This window comes from Rhizobium sp. GR12 (assembly GCF_036596185.1).
GTDB classification, from domain to species: Bacteria; Pseudomonadota; Alphaproteobacteria; order Rhizobiales; family Rhizobiaceae; genus Agrobacterium; species Agrobacterium nepotum.
Map to the genome: position 1 here is coordinate 212,557 of NZ_JASXTH010000008.1, position 16,477 is coordinate 229,033.

Genomic DNA, 16,477 nt, shown 5'->3' on the forward strand with positions numbered 1-16,477 from the left:
GTATAGGTTTTTGAAATCAAATCCCCTATCCCTTTGCGAATGACGCTTCTGCCGCGCACCCACCTCTGCCGTCGCATCGCCAGCGAAACCGTGGGCGTGATCTTTCTGCGCGCGCCGGCAGGCGCCGGGAAAAGCGTTCTCATGGACATGTTGGCAAAAGAGCTTGGAACGGAGGTGTGCCGGACGCACCAGCCGCGAAGCGATGATGCAACAAAAGGCTGGCTGCTTTGGGATGTCCCGGTCTTCGCACGCGCCGTCCGCATGCCCGCTCCTATTCTGGAAACCGTGCGTTTCGTGGTCATCGCCTGCCGTCCGGATCAGCGCATCAGCGGACTGGCACGGCAAATCCTGCATCGCGGTTCGTTCACCATCGGGCCGGAAGAACTGACTTTCAGGCGAGACGAGGCGAATGGCCTTTCTGCCGAGCAGAAGCGCCTCGCGCTCGACGATTATGCGGGCTGGCCGGCCTTTCTGTCTCTCGCCTGCGAACCCGACGAAAAACTGTGTGCCGACTATCTGCGGGAAAACTATCTGCCCCATCTTTCGCCCGCTCAGACGGTTGCGCTTTCACTCTGGCTCGAAGAGCCGTCAGCAGACCCCGGAGAGGACTGGGTAGAACTCCTGCCGCCTTTCCTGACAGGAAACCCGGAAAAGCACGGCATGCTGATACGGCTTCTGACGGTGGCAGTGAGAGAACGTCTCGCGACATTGCAGGCCGGCAGCGCCGTGGTGGAGATCGCCTCGGCTTTCGAAAAGGAAGGGCGGGCGCTTGCGGCAATGGCGATGCTGCTCGACCGCGGTTATGAGACCCATGCCGCGCAAATCCTCGAACGAGCCGATGGCCGGGAGCTGATCTACAGGAGTAGCGTCGACAGGTTTCGCGAGATCATCATGCGGTTTTCGCAGGACATGATTGCGGCGAATGAAACCGTCCTCTTCGCCGTTACCCGCGCACTCCTGAAACAGGGCGAATTGCAGCGCGTGCGCCATCTGCTCGGCAAGAGCCTCGGTTCGGATTATCTCGACCCGCTGAAAGTGCTTGCCCGTGGCTCGCGTTTTTCCTTCGCCGCCCGCACGTTCCGGCTGAATCTGATGATTGCCGAGGACCTGACCCCCAATGACGCGATGATAACGCGGCTGGGGGAATTCATGGCCGATTATCCCATGGACGACCACGGAAAATGGGCGGCCTACTACAATGCGCTGCTGGAATTCGAAATCCGTCGCCGCAATTTTCGCGAGGCAGAGGCCTCCGCCGCCCGCGCCCTCATCTATCTGCGCAAGATGGGCGGTCAGCCGCTGCTGGAATTCTTCATCCATCTGCACCAGATCGTCCTGCGACTGATGAGCGGTGATGTGCTTTTGGCCCGCCGTGCGGCGCAGGAGGCCCGCACAAAGCTGGAACAGGTACAGCATGACGCCGCGCAGGAATTCCGAATGCTGTGCCTGGCTGAAGCCTGCCTCGCCTACGAGGCTGGAAAGCCCCGCGATCTGCTGCATTTCGTCGAGCATGAATTCGATCATTTCGCAGCGGCCGAGATATGGCCGAGCCTGATGCAATTTGCCCTGCATTATGCCTCGCAGGTTCTGATCGATCATTTTCCGATGACGGTTCGCCCGGGCTTTCTCGACGGCCTGTGGATCCATCTTTCGGAAGGGCTGCAATTCCACGCGATGATGGAGATCAGAACGGCCATCGCCTACCAGAACGCCAATCGCTGGGCGGATGCGGCTGCAACGCTATCCGCAATCCGCATGCCGATGGGCCGCAACTGGGTGGAGAGCGCGCATGAGGACCTTGCCCGCCTGACGCGGCGCGACGAAATCGCCTACGTGATGGCCTGGCTTCGCGATGCGGTGCATCTCTTTACGCCGCGCGCCTATCTCTCCCGGCAGATGGACGCGATGATCGCCAATCCCAAGGTCACCAACCGCGAAAAGGTCGCGCTCAGAATTTGGCAGAGCTACGCCGCTCATCAGCGCCGCGACAATGCCGCTGCCCGCGCCCATATTCTGACCGCTCTTGAATCGGCGACGCGCCTTGGTTGCAGCGGCGTCCTGTCGGAGGAGCGCATCTTCCTGTCGCCGCTTCTGAACAACCGCCGTATCCGCAGTTTCATCGAAACCTCTTCCGACGTCCGGACAGCTTTGTCGATTTTCGCCGCTTCGGTGAACTCACCGCAGGCGCGCGCCCTGCATGGCGGACTTTCACAGCGGGAAACGCAGATGTTGCAACTGCTCGCAAGCGGTATGTCAAACAAGAAGATCGCGCAGACGCTCAACATCTCGGAAGTGACAGTGAAATTCCATCTCGGAAACCTGTTCCGCAAGCTCGATTGCAAACGCCGCGCGGAAGCGATCCGTGCGGCGAAAGCACTGGGCTGGCTCTGATCCCAACCCCGAACAACCGATCGGAAGAGCCGGCGCCCCGCTCGAGACCTATTCCTCCCGGAAGGCGCGGTTGATCTGGTCCGTCAGCGGCTTGGCGATATAGGACAGAGCGGTACGCTCGCTGGTCTGGATGAATGCCTCAGCGGGCATGCCCGGCACCAGCGGCGCATTGTTCAGCTTTTTCCGCTCGGAAACCGGTATGGTGATCCGCGCCAGATAATGGGAGAGACCGGTCCTCTGATCTGTGGTGATATCCGCCGCGATGCGACTGACATGGCCTTCCAGTTCCGGCGTGACGCGCTGATTGAACGCAGTCATGCGCAGCATGGCTTTTTGCCCAACCTGTAACTGGTCGATGTCCTTCGGCACGATCTGCACCTCCAGCGCCAGTTCGTCACCTTCCGGCACGATGAGCATGATCGGATCCGCCGGCGTCACCACACCGCCCACGGTATGCACCGCCATTTCATGCACCATGCCGGATTGTGGCGCGATGATATCAATGCGTTTCAGCTGGTCCTCGGCCGCCACCTGCCGCTCGACATATTCGCCTGTCTGCGCCTGTATCTCGCGCAGTTCGCGCCCGACCTCCGTGCGCAGCTCCTGATCGATCTGCAGGATCTGCAGTTTCGTTTCGGTGATCCGGCCCGCAGTCTGCGCCTGATAGGCGATTTTTTCACCGCGCTCGCCGCCAAACGTCGCGGCCTGGGTCTGCAGGCTGTTCAGCCGCTGCACGGACACGACACCCTGTTCCCGCAGCGATTTCTGCGAAATGATTTCGTTCTGCAAGACCGCAAGCCCGTTGTCATAGGCGATTTCCTGCGCCTTCAACCCTTCGATTTCATGTTCGAACTGCATGATGCGTTCGGCAAGCTGCGCTTTCCGCCCCTCGCGATAAGACTTGCGGAATTCGAACAGCTTTGTTTCGCTGCGCATGGCGGAGGCGACGTCGGGATGATCCTTGCGCGCCATGAGCGCCTGCGGAAAGACGAGTTCCGACAGATCGTCCCGCTCGGCCTCCAGCCTTGCCATGCGCGCGCTCAACTCGTCCAGCCGCTTGGTCACGATGGCGAGATTGGCGCGGGTCTGGGTCGCGTCGAGACGCATGAGGATATCGCCGGCCTTCACCTTGTCGCCTTCGTTCACCAGAATTTCGCCAACGACGCCGCCGCTCGGATGCTGCACTTTCTTGGTATAGGAATCCACCACCAGATGACCGGATGCGACGACCGCACCGGCAAGGTTGGTCGTTGCGGCCCATCCGCCGACACCGGCCAGCAGCGCAACGCTTGCGGCAAGGCCGGCAAGAAGATGTTTGCGGATGGAACGGGACACATGGCTGCGCTGATCAATTTTTGACATCCGTATCTCCTTCCAGGCTCACCTCTTCTCGGTCTTTCAGCACCACCGCCTGGGGATTGGTATTGGCGACAACACGCAGCGGCGAAATCGTTTGGGCGGAAGCGGCAAATCCCTTGGTTGCCTGCCCGTTCGGTGCGCGCAGCACTTTCGACAGCACTTCGTCGCGCGGACCGAAAGCTTTCATCCGGCCCTCCTCCATCATCAAAATGAAATCGACGGCACCGATCGCGCTTGGCCGATGAGCAACGACGATGGCAATGCCCCTGCGCGCCTTGACCGAGGCTATTGCCCTGACGACGGCCGCCTCGCCTTCCGCATCGAGATTGGCGTTCGGCTCGTCCAGCACCACGATGAAGGGATCGCCATAAAGCGCGCGGGCAAGACCGATACGCTGGCGCTGCCCTGCCGAAAGCGCGGAACCCGCCTCGCCGATGTCGCTGTCGTAGCCCTTTTCGAAACGCAGGATCAGCTCATGCGCACCGGCGGCTTTCGCCGCGGCGATGATTGCCTCGGGATCGGGATCGTCCTCGAAACGGCAGATGTTCTCGCCGATCGTGCCGTCGAACAGCTCCACGCCCTGTGGCAGATAACCGATGTGACCGCCGACCGTCTCGCGATCCCATTGATCGAAGCTCGCACCGTCGAGCCGCACCTTGCCGGCTGCGGGCGTCCAGGCTCCGGTGAGAATACGCGAAAGGGTGGATTTGCCGGAACCGGAAGGGCCGATGACGCCAAGCGCGCTCCCGGCGGTCATGACGAAACCAAGTCCCGCGACGGTCGGTTTTCGCTCTCCCGGCGGAACGATGGTGACGTTCTCGACCCGGAGTTCCTTTTCAGGCTTCGGCAGGGCCATGGCCGAGGCTGTGGCCGGCATCTGCGCGAAAAGCTCCCTCAGCCTTACCCAGCTCTGCCGGGCCGCCACGAAGGATTTCCAGTTGGAGATGGCGAGATCGACGGGCGCCAACGCCCGGCCCATCATGATGGAGCTCGCAATCATCACGCCGCCCGAGGCCTCCTGCTGGATGACCAGCCATGCACCGAACGCGAGAATGGCCGATTGCAGCACGATCCGCAGGTATTTTGCGATATTGCCGAGACCGCCGGCTACGTCGCTCGCCTTGCGATTGGCGGCGAGATAGGCCTCGTTGGAAACCTGCCAGCGTCTGCCGAGCCGACCTCCAAGCCCCATGGCCTGCACGACCTCGGCATTGCGGCGCGAGGCTTCCAGCTGCCGGTTGCGGGCCATGTTTTCGATCATGGTGTCGCGGATCGGCTTCTGCGAGAAGATATTGGTCAAAATCGTAAGCGATATGAGCAGGATGGCGCCGGCAAGCGCCGTCACTCCAATCCAGAAATGAAACAGAAAACATATGCCGAGATAGAGCGGCATCCACGGCAGGTCGAAAAAGGCGGTCGGCCCCGTACCGGATAGAAAGCCGCGCACATTGTCGAGATCGCGCAACGGCTGCAACCCATCACCCGGCATGCGGTTGACGAGCGGCAGGCGCACCACGGCATCATGCACCTTGCCGGAATAACGCATGTCGAAATCTTCGCCGATGCGGATCAGAACCCGCGCGCGGATGATATCGAGCAGGCACTGGAAGCCATAGAGGCCAAGCGCGAGAAGGGCGAGCCCGATCAGCGTCGGCAGGCTGCCGCTGGCCAGCACCCGGTCATAGACCTGAAGCATGAAGAGCGGCGAGGTGAGCGCCAGTATGTTGACCACGCCACTGACGAGGGCCACACCGAAAAACGTGCTTTTAAGGGGCGAAACAACCGCCGCAGTGAGGGACTGCGGCGGTGTCTGCTGGTGGTTTTGAAAGCCCACAGCCTGATTTTCCTTTACGCGGCAAGCGCCGATGCGCTAGCGAAAATGAAGTCCGATGCGTCGAGTACGCTTGCATCGACACCGACGAGTGTGATCGAAACTGACGAGTTGGAGTCAGATTCCACCACCGCATTGCCATTGAGGTTATACCAGAACAGGTCAGCGACCGAGGTCGACCCCCAACCGGATACATCAAGCTTATCAGCACCATCCTGATAACCATAGGTGCCGGTTGGTCCTGCGGTTACGATATCGTTACCACCCGAGAAGACGAATGTATCAGCGCCAGCAAAACCGGTCAGCGTGTTCGAAGAGGTAGTATCCTCGACCACAGTGCCGGTAGCCGCGAAGTAATCATAGAATCCGGCCAGCGAGCCGAAACGGGCAAGCTGGTAAACAGCTAAATCGAGAAGATCGCGCGCGCCTGCAAGCGAGTAGGCGCTGTCGGGGTCAATCAGCAATTCCTGCTGGCTGACGGCGATGCCGCTGGTGGACTGGCTGTAACCGGAGCCGAGAACGATGCTGTCGACCGAACCCGTCAGGTTGCCCTGGGAGTACTGGAGAGCGCCGCTCATGACGATGCCCTTGCCGCCGGTGCTGCCATCGCCCCACGCCTCGTAGGTCGTGTTCGGATCGATGGTCGTCGTTGCAAGCGAGCTGGTCTGAGCGTCATAGAACGCACCATAGGTCGAACCGAAACCGCTTGTCCAACCGTTGAGGTAACCGATCAGGTCGGAGGAAGACTGCGTCAGTTGAATTGTGGTAGCCATAGGTGTACTCCTTTGCTGGCCAATACAGATACCTTTGTCTTATGACGAAGGCGTTTCATCTCCGGGACGGGCTGCAATCCCGGCCCGGAGAATTTCTTCCGCATCTCAGAACTTCACGTTCATCGTCGCGATAAAGGTGCGGCCCGGTGCGGTATAGGCACTTGCTGCCGGGATATATTTACGGTCCGTCAGATTGTTGACCGCGAACCGAAGCGTCGCTTTTTCATTGAAGGCATAGGAACCGTAGAGATCCACCGTCGTGTAAGGATCTGTCATTTCGCGCAGATTGCCCTCCGTATCGAGCGTGCGCGACTGTGTGGGCGTGACATGGTTCAGCCGCGCGCCCAGCGAGAATTTTTCGTCGAAGAAACGCATGCCGCCATCGAGCGTCAGCTTTACCTTGGGCGCTACATCGCCGGGCCATGCGACGATCTCGCCGCTTGTCGTGGTCGTGCCGTTGGAGAAAACCTGTGTTTTGTCCGGCCAGTCGGTCTTCAGCAGCGTCGCCGAGCCACCGATCCAGAAGCTGCGGGCATCATAATTGCCCTCGAATTCAAGCCCGCGCATATAGGTCGTGCCGTCGAGATTGACGAAGCTGGTATAGGTGCGGTTCGCGACCTGATCCGTAACGAGATAACCGAGAGCGATGTAATCCTTCACCTCGCGGCGGAAGGCGGCCATTTTGATGCGGATGGAATCGTGGTCCAGCAACACGCCGTCGAAGCTCATATTCGCGCCGATTTCGTAGGTCGTGGCTTTTTCGGCCCTGAGAAATTGGTTTGGGGCATACTCGTAACCAACGGAATCCCCTGGACGCGCACCGGCAAAAAAAGCCTCCAGGGTTGTCGGTGGACGCAGGCTCTGGGAATAGCTCACATAGGGACGAAGCCAGTCGAACGGCTTGAATTCTATCGTGGCGGAAGGCAGCCAATCACTGTAGGTACGGTCGATATCCATCTCATAGGCAGGGTTTTCAACAACTGGATCATTTCGGGTAGCAAATGGCCCGGTTCCTGGCATGCAGTTGGACGAAACGGTGTTCCAGACCCGGTTAAGGAACCTTGTCTCGGTAATATTGGTCGTGGGGTTTTCCGGGAGAAAAACAGCGTAATAATATTGCGACGCCGTGTAATTACTTGAGATGGGATCGCATGCAACCGTAGTGGTTCGTATATACGAAATTTCGTCGTAATACGTAGTCTTTCCCTTCAGACGCGACCAATCATACCTTACGCCACCGCTTAGAGTTAACCAATCGGCCGGCTCCAGTTCGCCGTTCAGGAAAAAACTGGCGATATCACGCCGCCCGGCTGGACTGAAAGACGTGTAACTGCTGGCCCATGTCGGGTTCAGCGCAATTTTGGAACTTGTCGCGCTGGCCATAGAGATATCGCGGAAAGCTTCCGCTCCATAATTCAGGCTGAGCGCACCCAGCTTGGTATCGAAACGGCTGGTGTTCTCGACGGTGCCACCGAAGCTTTTAAGACCAAGATCGAGAGCCGTCTCCACCGCATAGGTACGCGCCGAGCGCAACTCGTGCGTCATATTATCGTTCAGCCACAGCGACGACTTGAAGTCGATGAGTTCGCTTTCGGGGTCCCAGTCCAGCTTCGCGACGACGCTGTCATTGCGCACGCTTTCCCGGTCGATCACCTCGGCAGCGCCCTGAACGAAATCGTTCTGCTGGTGCATCCATGACAGTGACGTCTGTACATCCCCAAAATCGCCTTCGCCCTTGAAAAAGGTCGACCAGCCATCCCGGCCGAGCAGGTCTTTCATTGTCAACGCGGTGCTTCGGGCCTCGCCTTTGGTTCCGATCTTGTATTCATCCATGATCGTGCGGCTATAACCGGCGACAAAGGAGAGAGGACCTTCCGGCTCGCGAATGGCCGCCAGAACCGAACCCTGAAAATCGTAACCATTGGTGCCACGGGAGACATTCACCTCACCGCCCTTGTTCGCACCCTCGGGGATCAGATCGGCAGCGCTGACGGTGCGGAACTCGACCTTGCCGCCCAGCGAACCGGCATTGCCGGAGGTGGCGTTGGTTATTTTCTCGATCTCGACGGCACGGATGAAAGCGACATCGACATAACCTTGCCCGGCGCTCGCGGTGTAACTCGTGGCACCACCGAAAGCCGCACCACGCTGCGCATTTTGCCGCGCACCATCGATGGAGACGACCACGCGGCCGCTTTCCTGCAAGCCGCGTACATTGGGCGAAACGGTCGGGAAACTGCCATTGCCTTCACCGGCATAAACGCCGGATACGCGGTTGAAGACATCGCGCGTGTTGCGCACGCCGGCGGACTGGATCGCCTCGCGGCTGACAACGCTGACGCTGGCGGGGGTTTCGTAAACCCAGTCGGGCGTGCCCTGGTAACCGGAGCCGGCGGCAGCATTGCGCCCGCTTTTACCGGTCAAGGTGATGGTTTGAAGAACCGTGGTGCCTTCCGCCCCGGAAAGATCGACAGCGGCCTCCTGCCCGGTGCCGATGATGACGGTCGTGCCGTTACCGGCGATCCGGAAATTTACGCCCGTGCCCGCTAGAAGTCGCGCCAGCGCCTCCCGCACCGTGAAACTGCCGGTGACGGCATTGGTGCGCACATTGCCGGCCGATGGCGTGGCAAGCGTGACCTGGAGACCGGATTGCCGCCCGAAAGCGCCGACGACGGACGATAGCGATTGGGCGGGAATGTTAAAAGGCCGCGTCGCGCCCTGCTCGCCAGCCGGTCGCTGACCATTTGCGGCATTCGGCCCGCTCTGCGCAAAAACCGGCGTCGAAATTGAAACGACAGCCGCCGTCGTCGCCAGCAACACGGTGATACGTGCCTGCTGTGCCGTTTTTTTCCCTGAACCGGTCTTACGTGTCTGGAGGCGCATACTGCTTTCGTCTTCCTGTCTTTCGTTCCGGATATATCTTGACCGGATTACTCAACAAAAAGACGATTGCCTCGACGCTTTTTTTCATGGTTTCGGAAGAAATTTTATAAGCTACTGAAAATAAATAGATTTATTGATTCAGAAGCGGGTGATGATGCGGGCGGCACCGGCAATTGCATGCACCTTGCCGTGATAGGGCTCCACCAGCGCTTCCAGCGCGCGGTCCGGGTCGCGAAGGTTGTAAAAGCCCGTCACGCGCTGCTCGGCAAGCGTCTTGTCCGCCATCGTCAGCCATGCGGGATGATAACGCTGGATTTGCTCTACCACCGAGCCGATCGTCGCATCCACCACGTAAAGCTCACCGTTACGCCAACCGCCGATATCCTCAATGGCGACGCTCTCTTTCCGAATGGCGCCGGAGGCGTCGACAACCAGTACCTCGCCCGGAACAAGCCGTGCTGGCGGCGCATTGCGGAAGGAGGCTTCCACCGAACCGTGCGCAAGCGCGACCTGCGTCACGCCATCTGTGAGATCGACATCGAAAGCCGTGCCCAGCACCTGAACGGTCACGTTTTTCGCCTCAACGACAAAGGGTCGGGCGCTGTCCGGCACGACATCGAAAAAGGCTTCGCCCTTCAGCACCCTGACGCTGCGACGGCCATTGGCAAAATCGGTGGAAAGCGCGCTCGCAGCGGCGAGCTGCACCCGGCTGCCGTCTTCGAGGGTTATGGTGCGGTTTTCGGCGGTGCTGGTCTGATACTCGGCTTCGATGCGAACGAAAAGCGCAGGTACGAACAGCACGGCAAGACAGAGAGACACCGCCGCCACGGCCATGCCGGCATAATGGCGCGCGGACCAGCGCCGCTGCGACGCCCGTTGTGTGGCCTCGCCCGACAAATGCGGCGCATCTTCCCAGAGGCTCTTGAGAGCAGGCTCCACCAGACCGAGGTTCCGCCATGTCTTGCACGTCCGCTCCCAGGCCAGACGGTTTGCCGGCGAGGCTGCAAGCCACTGGTCGAATTCCGCCTTCACCCGCTGTTCCGAAGCACCCGCCTGCAGCCGGATCAGCCAGTCGGCCGCTTCTTCCGCCTTGCCCGTCGGCAATTCTATTTTTTTATCGGGATCAATGGTCATTGAGCCGGGCCAGTTCCTTTGACTGGGCGGAGGAGCCGCCTCGTCTTGCGCGTTACTATAAAGACGTTTGATGAAGAAGTTTTTTTCACAGGATGGGACAATAAAGGCTATTTTACTGCATTTCTTTAGTAATCGCGGCAATGCTACCCTTAATCAGACGGTGAGCGCTGGCCACGGACACACCGAGGTGACGAGCGATCTCTTCCATATTGTAACCGCCGAATCTATGCATTTCCAATGCCACCCGCGCCTGAACCGGCAGGGCGGCCAAGATAATCTGCATCTGCCGGACTTCATCGCAAAACAGCGCATGTTCCTCGGGCGTGCCGTGGTCCTGCGGCACACCCCAGAAGGGAGTGTCGTCCGGCCGCTCCCGCAGGTCCTGCCGGTTGCGCCGACGATTGTCGAGGGCGAGGTTGCGAACGATGCGGAAAAGATAAGATTTCAGGTTGGAGGGATTGCCGGAGCCTTCGGGAACGAATTTCAGGAACGCTTCCTGAACCACGTCTTCCGCGTCCGCCCGCGACCCTAAAATGAGGGTGGCGTATCTGATCAGGTCGATCCTATGCGTGACGTAAGCGTTATAACGCCTGTCATCTTCCCGTATGCCCATGTCTCAACCGAGAGAAATTTCAAGGATCAACGAACTGCAAGCCCCGAATGGCAGCGCAGTTTTGCTGCTCAAACCTCTAGCACCCAAACCGCGGATCGAACAGATATTTCATGACTATTATCATCAAGAATTTATGCAGGCGCAGATCGTGCAACAGCCGGAGACGCGCAGACCCGGCAAGCGTTGCCACCGGGTCTTGATCGCGTCAGATAGCCCCGTCGACGATCACCATCGGCCTGCCCTGCGAACAGGGTTCGATACGCGCATCGATGCGATAGATATCGCGCAGCATGGCCGAGGTTATCACCGCCTCGGTGCTGCCGCTCACCACCATTTCACCACGCGCGATCACCATCGTATTCTCACAATAACGAAGTGCGTGATTAAGGTCATGCAGGGCAATCAGCACGATCATGCCGGTCTTCTGCGCAAGATCGGTGACGAAGCCCAGAACCTCGATCTGCCGGTGAAGATCGAGCGCGGATGTCGGCTCGTCCATCAAAAGCACTTCCGGCTTGCGCGCCAAGGCCTGCGCCAGCGATACCAGCTGCCGCTGCCCGCCCGACAATTCGCCGAGCCCCCGAAAGGCGAGATCGTGAATTTTCAATGCCTTGAGAATGGCGTCGATCTCGAACAGTTCATCGTCGTGAACACGCCAGCCGCCACCGCCCTGCTTGGCGGAAAGCAGCACGGATTCGTAAACCGTCAGCACCGCATTGGCGCCGGTGTCCTGCGGCATGTAGCAGATGGCGCGGTTGCCGCGCGCCGTATCCGACAGTTCGACCAGTCCGGGACCCGAGATCAGGCTGGCGATGCGCTTGAAAAGCGTAGACTTTCCGGCGGCGTTGGGGCCGATGACAGCCGTTACGCTGCCGCCTTCCAGCGTATCGATGCCGACCTTGGAAAGAACGGTGGTGCGCCCGTAGGCGGCGCCGACATCCTTCAGTGCGAGCGCTACCATGCGCGTCTCCTGTTTCCGAAAATAAGCGCGAAAAAGAAGGGTACGCCAACCAAGGCCGTGATGACCCCGATCGGCAGAATAGCGCCGGGAATGAGGATTTTGCTGATAACCGAGGTTGCCGACAAAAGCAGCGCTCCGCAGATTATCGAACCGGGCAGGAAGAACCGCTGGTCCTCGCCAACCACCATGCGGGCGATATGCGGACCGACAAGCCCGACGAAACCGATGGTGCCGACGAAGGAAACCGGAATGGCGGCCAGAAGGCTGACGGTCAGCATGGTCTGCAACCTGAGCCGGCGCACATTGATGCCCATGCTCGCCGCCTTGTCGTCGCCCAGCCGAAGGGCTGTCAGCGCCCAGGCGCTGCGCATGAAGATCGGCACGGTGACGAGAAGAATGCCGCCGGTAACATAGACCTTTTCCCACGTCGCCTTCGTCAGGCTGCCCATGGTCCAGAAGACGACGGCGGCAAGCGCCTGTTCGGACGCCAGATATTCGAGCAGCGACAATGCCGCATTGAAGGTGAACACCAGCGCGATGCCGAGCAGGACGATGGTCTCGACGGTGACGCCGCGCATCGTCGAGGCGAAATGGATGAACAGGGCAGCGACCATGGCCATGATGAAGGCGTTGATCGGCACCATATATTGCACGGCACCCGGAAAGATTGCCACGCCGCCGACGAGGGCAAGCGCCGCACCGAAACTGGCGGCGGCCGAAATGCCGAGCGTAAACGGGCTGGCGAGGGGATTGGACAGGATAGTCTGCATCTGCGCGCCCGCAACCGACAGAGACGCGCCGACAGTGACCGCCATCAGCGCAATCGGCATGCGGATATCCCAGATCACCACCCGAAGCTGATTTGCCGCAGCAGCCGGATCGGCAATGGTCGCCAGAACTTGCGAAAGCGTGTAGCGCGCCGGGCCAAGCGCCATGTCGGCGGCCATGCTGAAACAAAGGGCGATGAACAGCCCGAAAAGAATAACGATCCTGCGGGCGGCAAGGGCGCGATATTGATCGCGCCCGCTCACGCCGACAGCGCTTTCATTCAACGAAGTCATTCATTCGAACCTTTTTCGAGGGAGGCGAAATAGCCCGGTCTGTAGGTAACGGGGAGAAACTTCCGGTGAAATTCCTCAAAATTCTTTTCCGGATCGAGATCGGTAAAGAGGTCGGGATGGAACCACTTGGCGAATTGCTGGATGGGAAAAAATTCGTAAGGCGCACCGTAGAACTGGTGCCAGACGGCGTGGACATCGCCTTTTTTGACGGCCTTCAGTTCCGGAAACGGCGTGCGCTTCATCAGGTTCGCCAGCCGCTTTCGAGAAAGAGCCATATCGGCTCCACGCCCTACGGGAACGAACTGGTTGATGTCGGATTCCGCCGCCCAGTTCGAGCCGGTGACGATGACGTGGTCGGGATCGGAAACGACGAGCTGCTCGGGATTGAGATCGCCGAACGTCGTCTTGATGATGCCGTCGGCAATATTGTGGCCGCCGGCGAGATCGACCATCGCGCCGAAATTGGCGGGGCCGAAAGTGCGGCAGCAATTGTCTTCACCGGAAATGCCGGGCGAGCGTTCGATGAAGACGTTCGGACGCGTAAGGTCCTTGACGCTGGCGAGCCGGTCGGTCACACGGGCGATCTCGGTGCGGCGATAAGCGATGAATTCCCTGGCGCGTTCTTCGGCGCCGAACATTTTCCCGAGAATTTCAATCGAGGCTTCGCTGTTCTTCTCGGGATCGAGGCGGAAATCGAGATAGACGATCTTGATGCCGGCGGCGGCGGCCTTTTCTTCGAAACCACTTTCCCTGGCGGATTTTTCCGCTTCCAGATTGAGGGTGATCACATCAGGCGAAAGGGTGATCGCCGTTTCCAGGCTGAAATCGCCCTGCGGCACATAGCCGAAGCGCGGCAGTTTTTCGATCTGCGGAAAACGCTCGACATAGGCGGCGTAGCTGTCTGGATCCTTCTTGAGAAGATCGTCACGCCAGCCGACGACGTTTTCGAAGGTCCGGTCGCCTTTCAGGGCCGCGATGACGTGAATCTGGCGCGCCTCGCCGACGATGACACGTTTGGCAGGCAGATCCAGCTCGACCACGCGTCCGGCGACGTCGGTGATCTCCGCTGCCAAAACAGGCACGGCGAGAAGAGAGAAAGCCAGCACAGCAAGATGCCTGAGGGCGTTGAGCCGCATGAGAAGTCCTCATTGAGTTCCAAAAGAAAATGATGAAGCCGCATGGCTGCGGCTTCATCCATCGATCAGACGGCGCTCCTCTTCACCGTCTACGTCTTACTTGGCGTCCTTCAGCGATACGAAGTAGCCGGGCTTGTAATCGAGCGGCAGGAAGCGGGCATGCAATTCCTTGAAGGTCGCCTCGGGATCGAGATCCTTAAAGAGATCCGGATGCAGCCACTTGGCGATTTCCTGGATGGCGACGAACTGATAGGGATTGTTGTAGAACTGGTGCCAGATGGCGTGAACATTGCCGTTCTTCACCGCCTGTACACCCGTAAAGGCCGGACGCTTGGTCAGGTTTTCGAGCTTGCGATGGGCTTCCTTGATATCCGCGCCATAACCGACACCAACCCAGTTGCCGCCGGGAACATAGCCGTTCCAGTTGCCGCCGGTGATGATGATCTGCTCCGGATTGGAGGCGATGATCTGCTCGGGATTAACATTGCCGAACGTGCCGGGAATGATATCTTTCGCCATGTTGATGCCGCCGGCAAGTTCCACCATCTTGCCGAAATTCTCGTTGCCGAAGGACATGCAGCAATCGTCGGAATAACCGCCGGCGCGTTCAATAAAGACCACCGGCTTCTTCGGGTTGGCCTTGGCGAGCGTATCGGTAACGCGGGCGATGGAGTCCGCGCGGAACTTGATGAAGTCCTCGGCGAGCTTTTCCTTGCCCGTCAGCTTGCCCATCAGGCGCATGCTCGGCTCGGTGTTTTCCATCGGCTTTTCACGGAAGTCGACATAGACCAGGGGAATGCCGACCTTTTCGAGCTTTTCGACATAGCCGGCTTCCTGCGTCGCCGTCTTCGCGTCGATGTTCATCAAAATGACATCGGGTTTCAGCGCAATGGCCTGCTCGATGTCGAAGGTGCCGTCCTTCATGCCGCCGAAGGTCGGCAGCTTGGCGATCTCAGGGTATTTGGCGAGATAGGCGTCATAGGTTTCCGGATCGGCCTTCGCCAGATCGTCGCGCCAGCCTACCACGTGCTGGAAGGGGTTTTCCTTGTCGAGCGCGGCGAGGAAGTAAATCTGGCGTCCCTCGCCCAGAATGACGTGCGAAACGGGAACGTTGACCTCGACATCACGGCCTGTCACGTCCTTGACGGTTACCTTTTCGGCGAATGCCGGCCAAGCGGCGGATACGAGAAGGCCAAGGGCAAGTGCCGCGAATTTGGCTGAGATGCGCATCGGATATTGCTCTCCAGTGTTGACTGTCGCGGCTGTATTATTTTCTGACTGTACTAGTCAAGATTTATGTTTTAGAGCCATTCTTAACTGACCGGTACATGAGCTGAAGAACAATGATCGACACTATCCAGTATGGTAAAAACGACAGCCTGAGAGACGAAATCAAAGCCTATTGGTCCGGTCGCGCCGCGACCTTCGACCTTTCTCCCGGACACGAGATTTTTTCGGAAGAAGAACGCGCGGCCTGGCATGCGCTGGTCTTGAAGCATCTGGGCCAGGGCGAAGGCCGCAAGGCGCTCGATCTGGCGAGCGGCACCGGCGTCATCTCGCATCTGATGGACGATCTCGGTTTTCAGGTCACCGGCATGGACTGGTCGGAAACGATGCTGGAGCTTGCAAGGGCGAAGGCGAAAGCGCGCGGGCGCAATATCCGCTTTTTCGTCGGCGATGCCGAAAGCACGATGGAGCCGGACGAAAGCGCCGACGTCATCATCACGCGCCATCTGGTCTGGACGCTGGTGGACCCGCAGGCAAGCTTTGCCGAATGGTTCCGCGTGCTGAAACCGGGCGGACGCCTGCTGATCGTCGATGGTGATTTCGTCAACACCGGCTGGCGTGAAAAACTGGTAAAGAAGCTGGCGACCGGTCTGGAAAGCATCGGCCTCGTGAAACCGGACCAACCGCACAAGCCGGCGGACCCGGCCAACACCTTCAGCAGCATTCTTTCACGGGTCTATTTTTCGAAAGGTGCAAGGGCCGGCGATGTCGCGGCGCTGTTGCGCGAAACAGGCTTCGAACCCGTCGCGATCGATCAGGAACTTCAGGCCATTCATCGCGCCCAGTCGAAAAACTTCAGCTTGCTGAAGGGTATTTTGCGCGGCCTGCAACACCGTTATGCGGTTTGTGCGGTGAAGCCGGATATTTCCGAAAAGGTCTGAGGAACGCCACAGATGCCTTCAATATCCGCATACACGACGTCGTCCTCGGGCCTGTCCCGAGGATCCAATCACGTATCGCAAAATCAATGCATTGCAGATGCTCGGGACAAGCCCGAGCATGATGGAGGAGAGGTTTTCGGGCTTTGCCTGCACCCTCCCGGACGATC

The 16,477-nt window shown here is 59.2% G+C and carries 12 protein-coding genes; 2 read left to right on the forward strand and 10 right to left on the reverse strand.

All coding sequences use genetic code 11. The features are described 5' to 3' along the window. Positions 1–39: 39 nt before the first annotated feature. Positions 40–2,391 carry a helix-turn-helix transcriptional regulator gene (locus QSK43_RS15890; RefSeq protein ID WP_332304239.1) on the forward strand — a complete coding sequence of 784 codons (2,352 nt, stop codon included), beginning with the start codon at positions 40–42 and terminating at the stop codon, positions 2,389–2,391. Between the two features lie 48 nt (positions 2,392–2,439). Here QSK43_RS15890 and QSK43_RS15895 read toward each other — a convergent pair whose 3' ends face one another. From QSK43_RS15895 to QSK43_RS15940, 10 genes are all read right to left on the reverse strand, one after another. Then, the gene (locus QSK43_RS15895) at positions 2,440–3,753 is read right to left on the reverse strand and encodes an HlyD family type I secretion periplasmic adaptor subunit (protein ID WP_332304240.1); all 1,314 of its coding nucleotides are present in this window, start codon (positions 3,751–3,753) and stop codon (positions 2,440–2,442) included. Next, positions 3,740–5,584, reverse strand: a complete 1,845-nt coding sequence (locus QSK43_RS15900; protein WP_332304241.1) for a type I secretion system permease/ATPase — start codon at positions 5,582–5,584, stop codon at positions 3,740–3,742. Before QSK43_RS15900 ends, QSK43_RS15895 begins: the two co-directional genes overlap by 14 nt. Positions 5,585–5,598: 14 nt before the next feature. After that, on the reverse strand, positions 5,599–6,354 hold the full coding sequence (locus QSK43_RS15905; RefSeq protein ID WP_332304242.1) for a hypothetical protein: 756 nt from the start codon (positions 6,352–6,354) through the stop codon (positions 5,599–5,601). A 105-nt stretch (positions 6,355–6,459) separates the two neighbouring features. Then, positions 6,460–9,237 (reverse strand): TonB-dependent receptor, encoded by a 2,778-nt coding sequence (locus QSK43_RS15910; protein ID WP_332304243.1) that lies wholly within the window; start codon positions 9,235–9,237, stop codon positions 6,460–6,462. 138 nt (positions 9,238–9,375) lie between these two features. After that, positions 9,376–10,371 carry a FecR family protein gene (locus QSK43_RS15915; RefSeq protein WP_332304244.1) on the reverse strand — a complete coding sequence of 332 codons (996 nt, stop codon included), beginning with the start codon at positions 10,369–10,371 and terminating at the stop codon, positions 9,376–9,378. A gap of 112 nt (positions 10,372–10,483) precedes the next feature. Beyond that, entirely contained in the window at positions 10,484–10,984 is a 501-nt protein-coding gene (locus QSK43_RS15920; RefSeq protein ID WP_045017636.1) for an RNA polymerase sigma factor, read from the reverse strand. Positions 10,985–11,189: 205 nt separating this feature from the next. After that, positions 11,190–11,945, reverse strand: coding sequence for an ABC transporter ATP-binding protein (locus tag QSK43_RS15925; RefSeq protein ID WP_045017635.1), 756 nt, complete (start codon positions 11,943–11,945; stop codon positions 11,190–11,192). Further along, complete coding sequence (locus tag QSK43_RS15930; RefSeq protein ID WP_045017633.1) at positions 11,939–13,006, reverse strand: FecCD family ABC transporter permease; 1,068 nt, start codon at positions 13,004–13,006, stop codon at positions 11,939–11,941. Before QSK43_RS15930 ends, QSK43_RS15925 begins: the two co-directional genes overlap by 7 nt. After that, complete coding sequence (locus QSK43_RS15935) at positions 13,003–14,142, reverse strand: ABC transporter substrate-binding protein (RefSeq protein WP_332304245.1); 1,140 nt, start codon at positions 14,140–14,142, stop codon at positions 13,003–13,005. The genes QSK43_RS15930 and QSK43_RS15935 overlap by 4 nt, the downstream gene beginning before the upstream one ends. A 96-nt stretch (positions 14,143–14,238) precedes the next feature. Continuing rightward, positions 14,239–15,372 carry an ABC transporter substrate-binding protein gene (locus tag QSK43_RS15940; RefSeq protein ID WP_332304246.1) on the reverse strand — a complete coding sequence of 378 codons (1,134 nt, stop codon included), beginning with the start codon at positions 15,370–15,372 and terminating at the stop codon, positions 14,239–14,241. Positions 15,373–15,485: 113 nt separating this feature from the next. Between QSK43_RS15940 and QSK43_RS15945 the strand changes: the two genes are divergently transcribed. Next, positions 15,486–16,310 carry a class I SAM-dependent methyltransferase gene (locus tag QSK43_RS15945; protein WP_332304247.1) on the forward strand — a complete coding sequence of 275 codons (825 nt, stop codon included), beginning with the start codon at positions 15,486–15,488 and terminating at the stop codon, positions 16,308–16,310. The last annotated feature ends 167 nt before the right edge of the window (positions 16,311–16,477 follow it).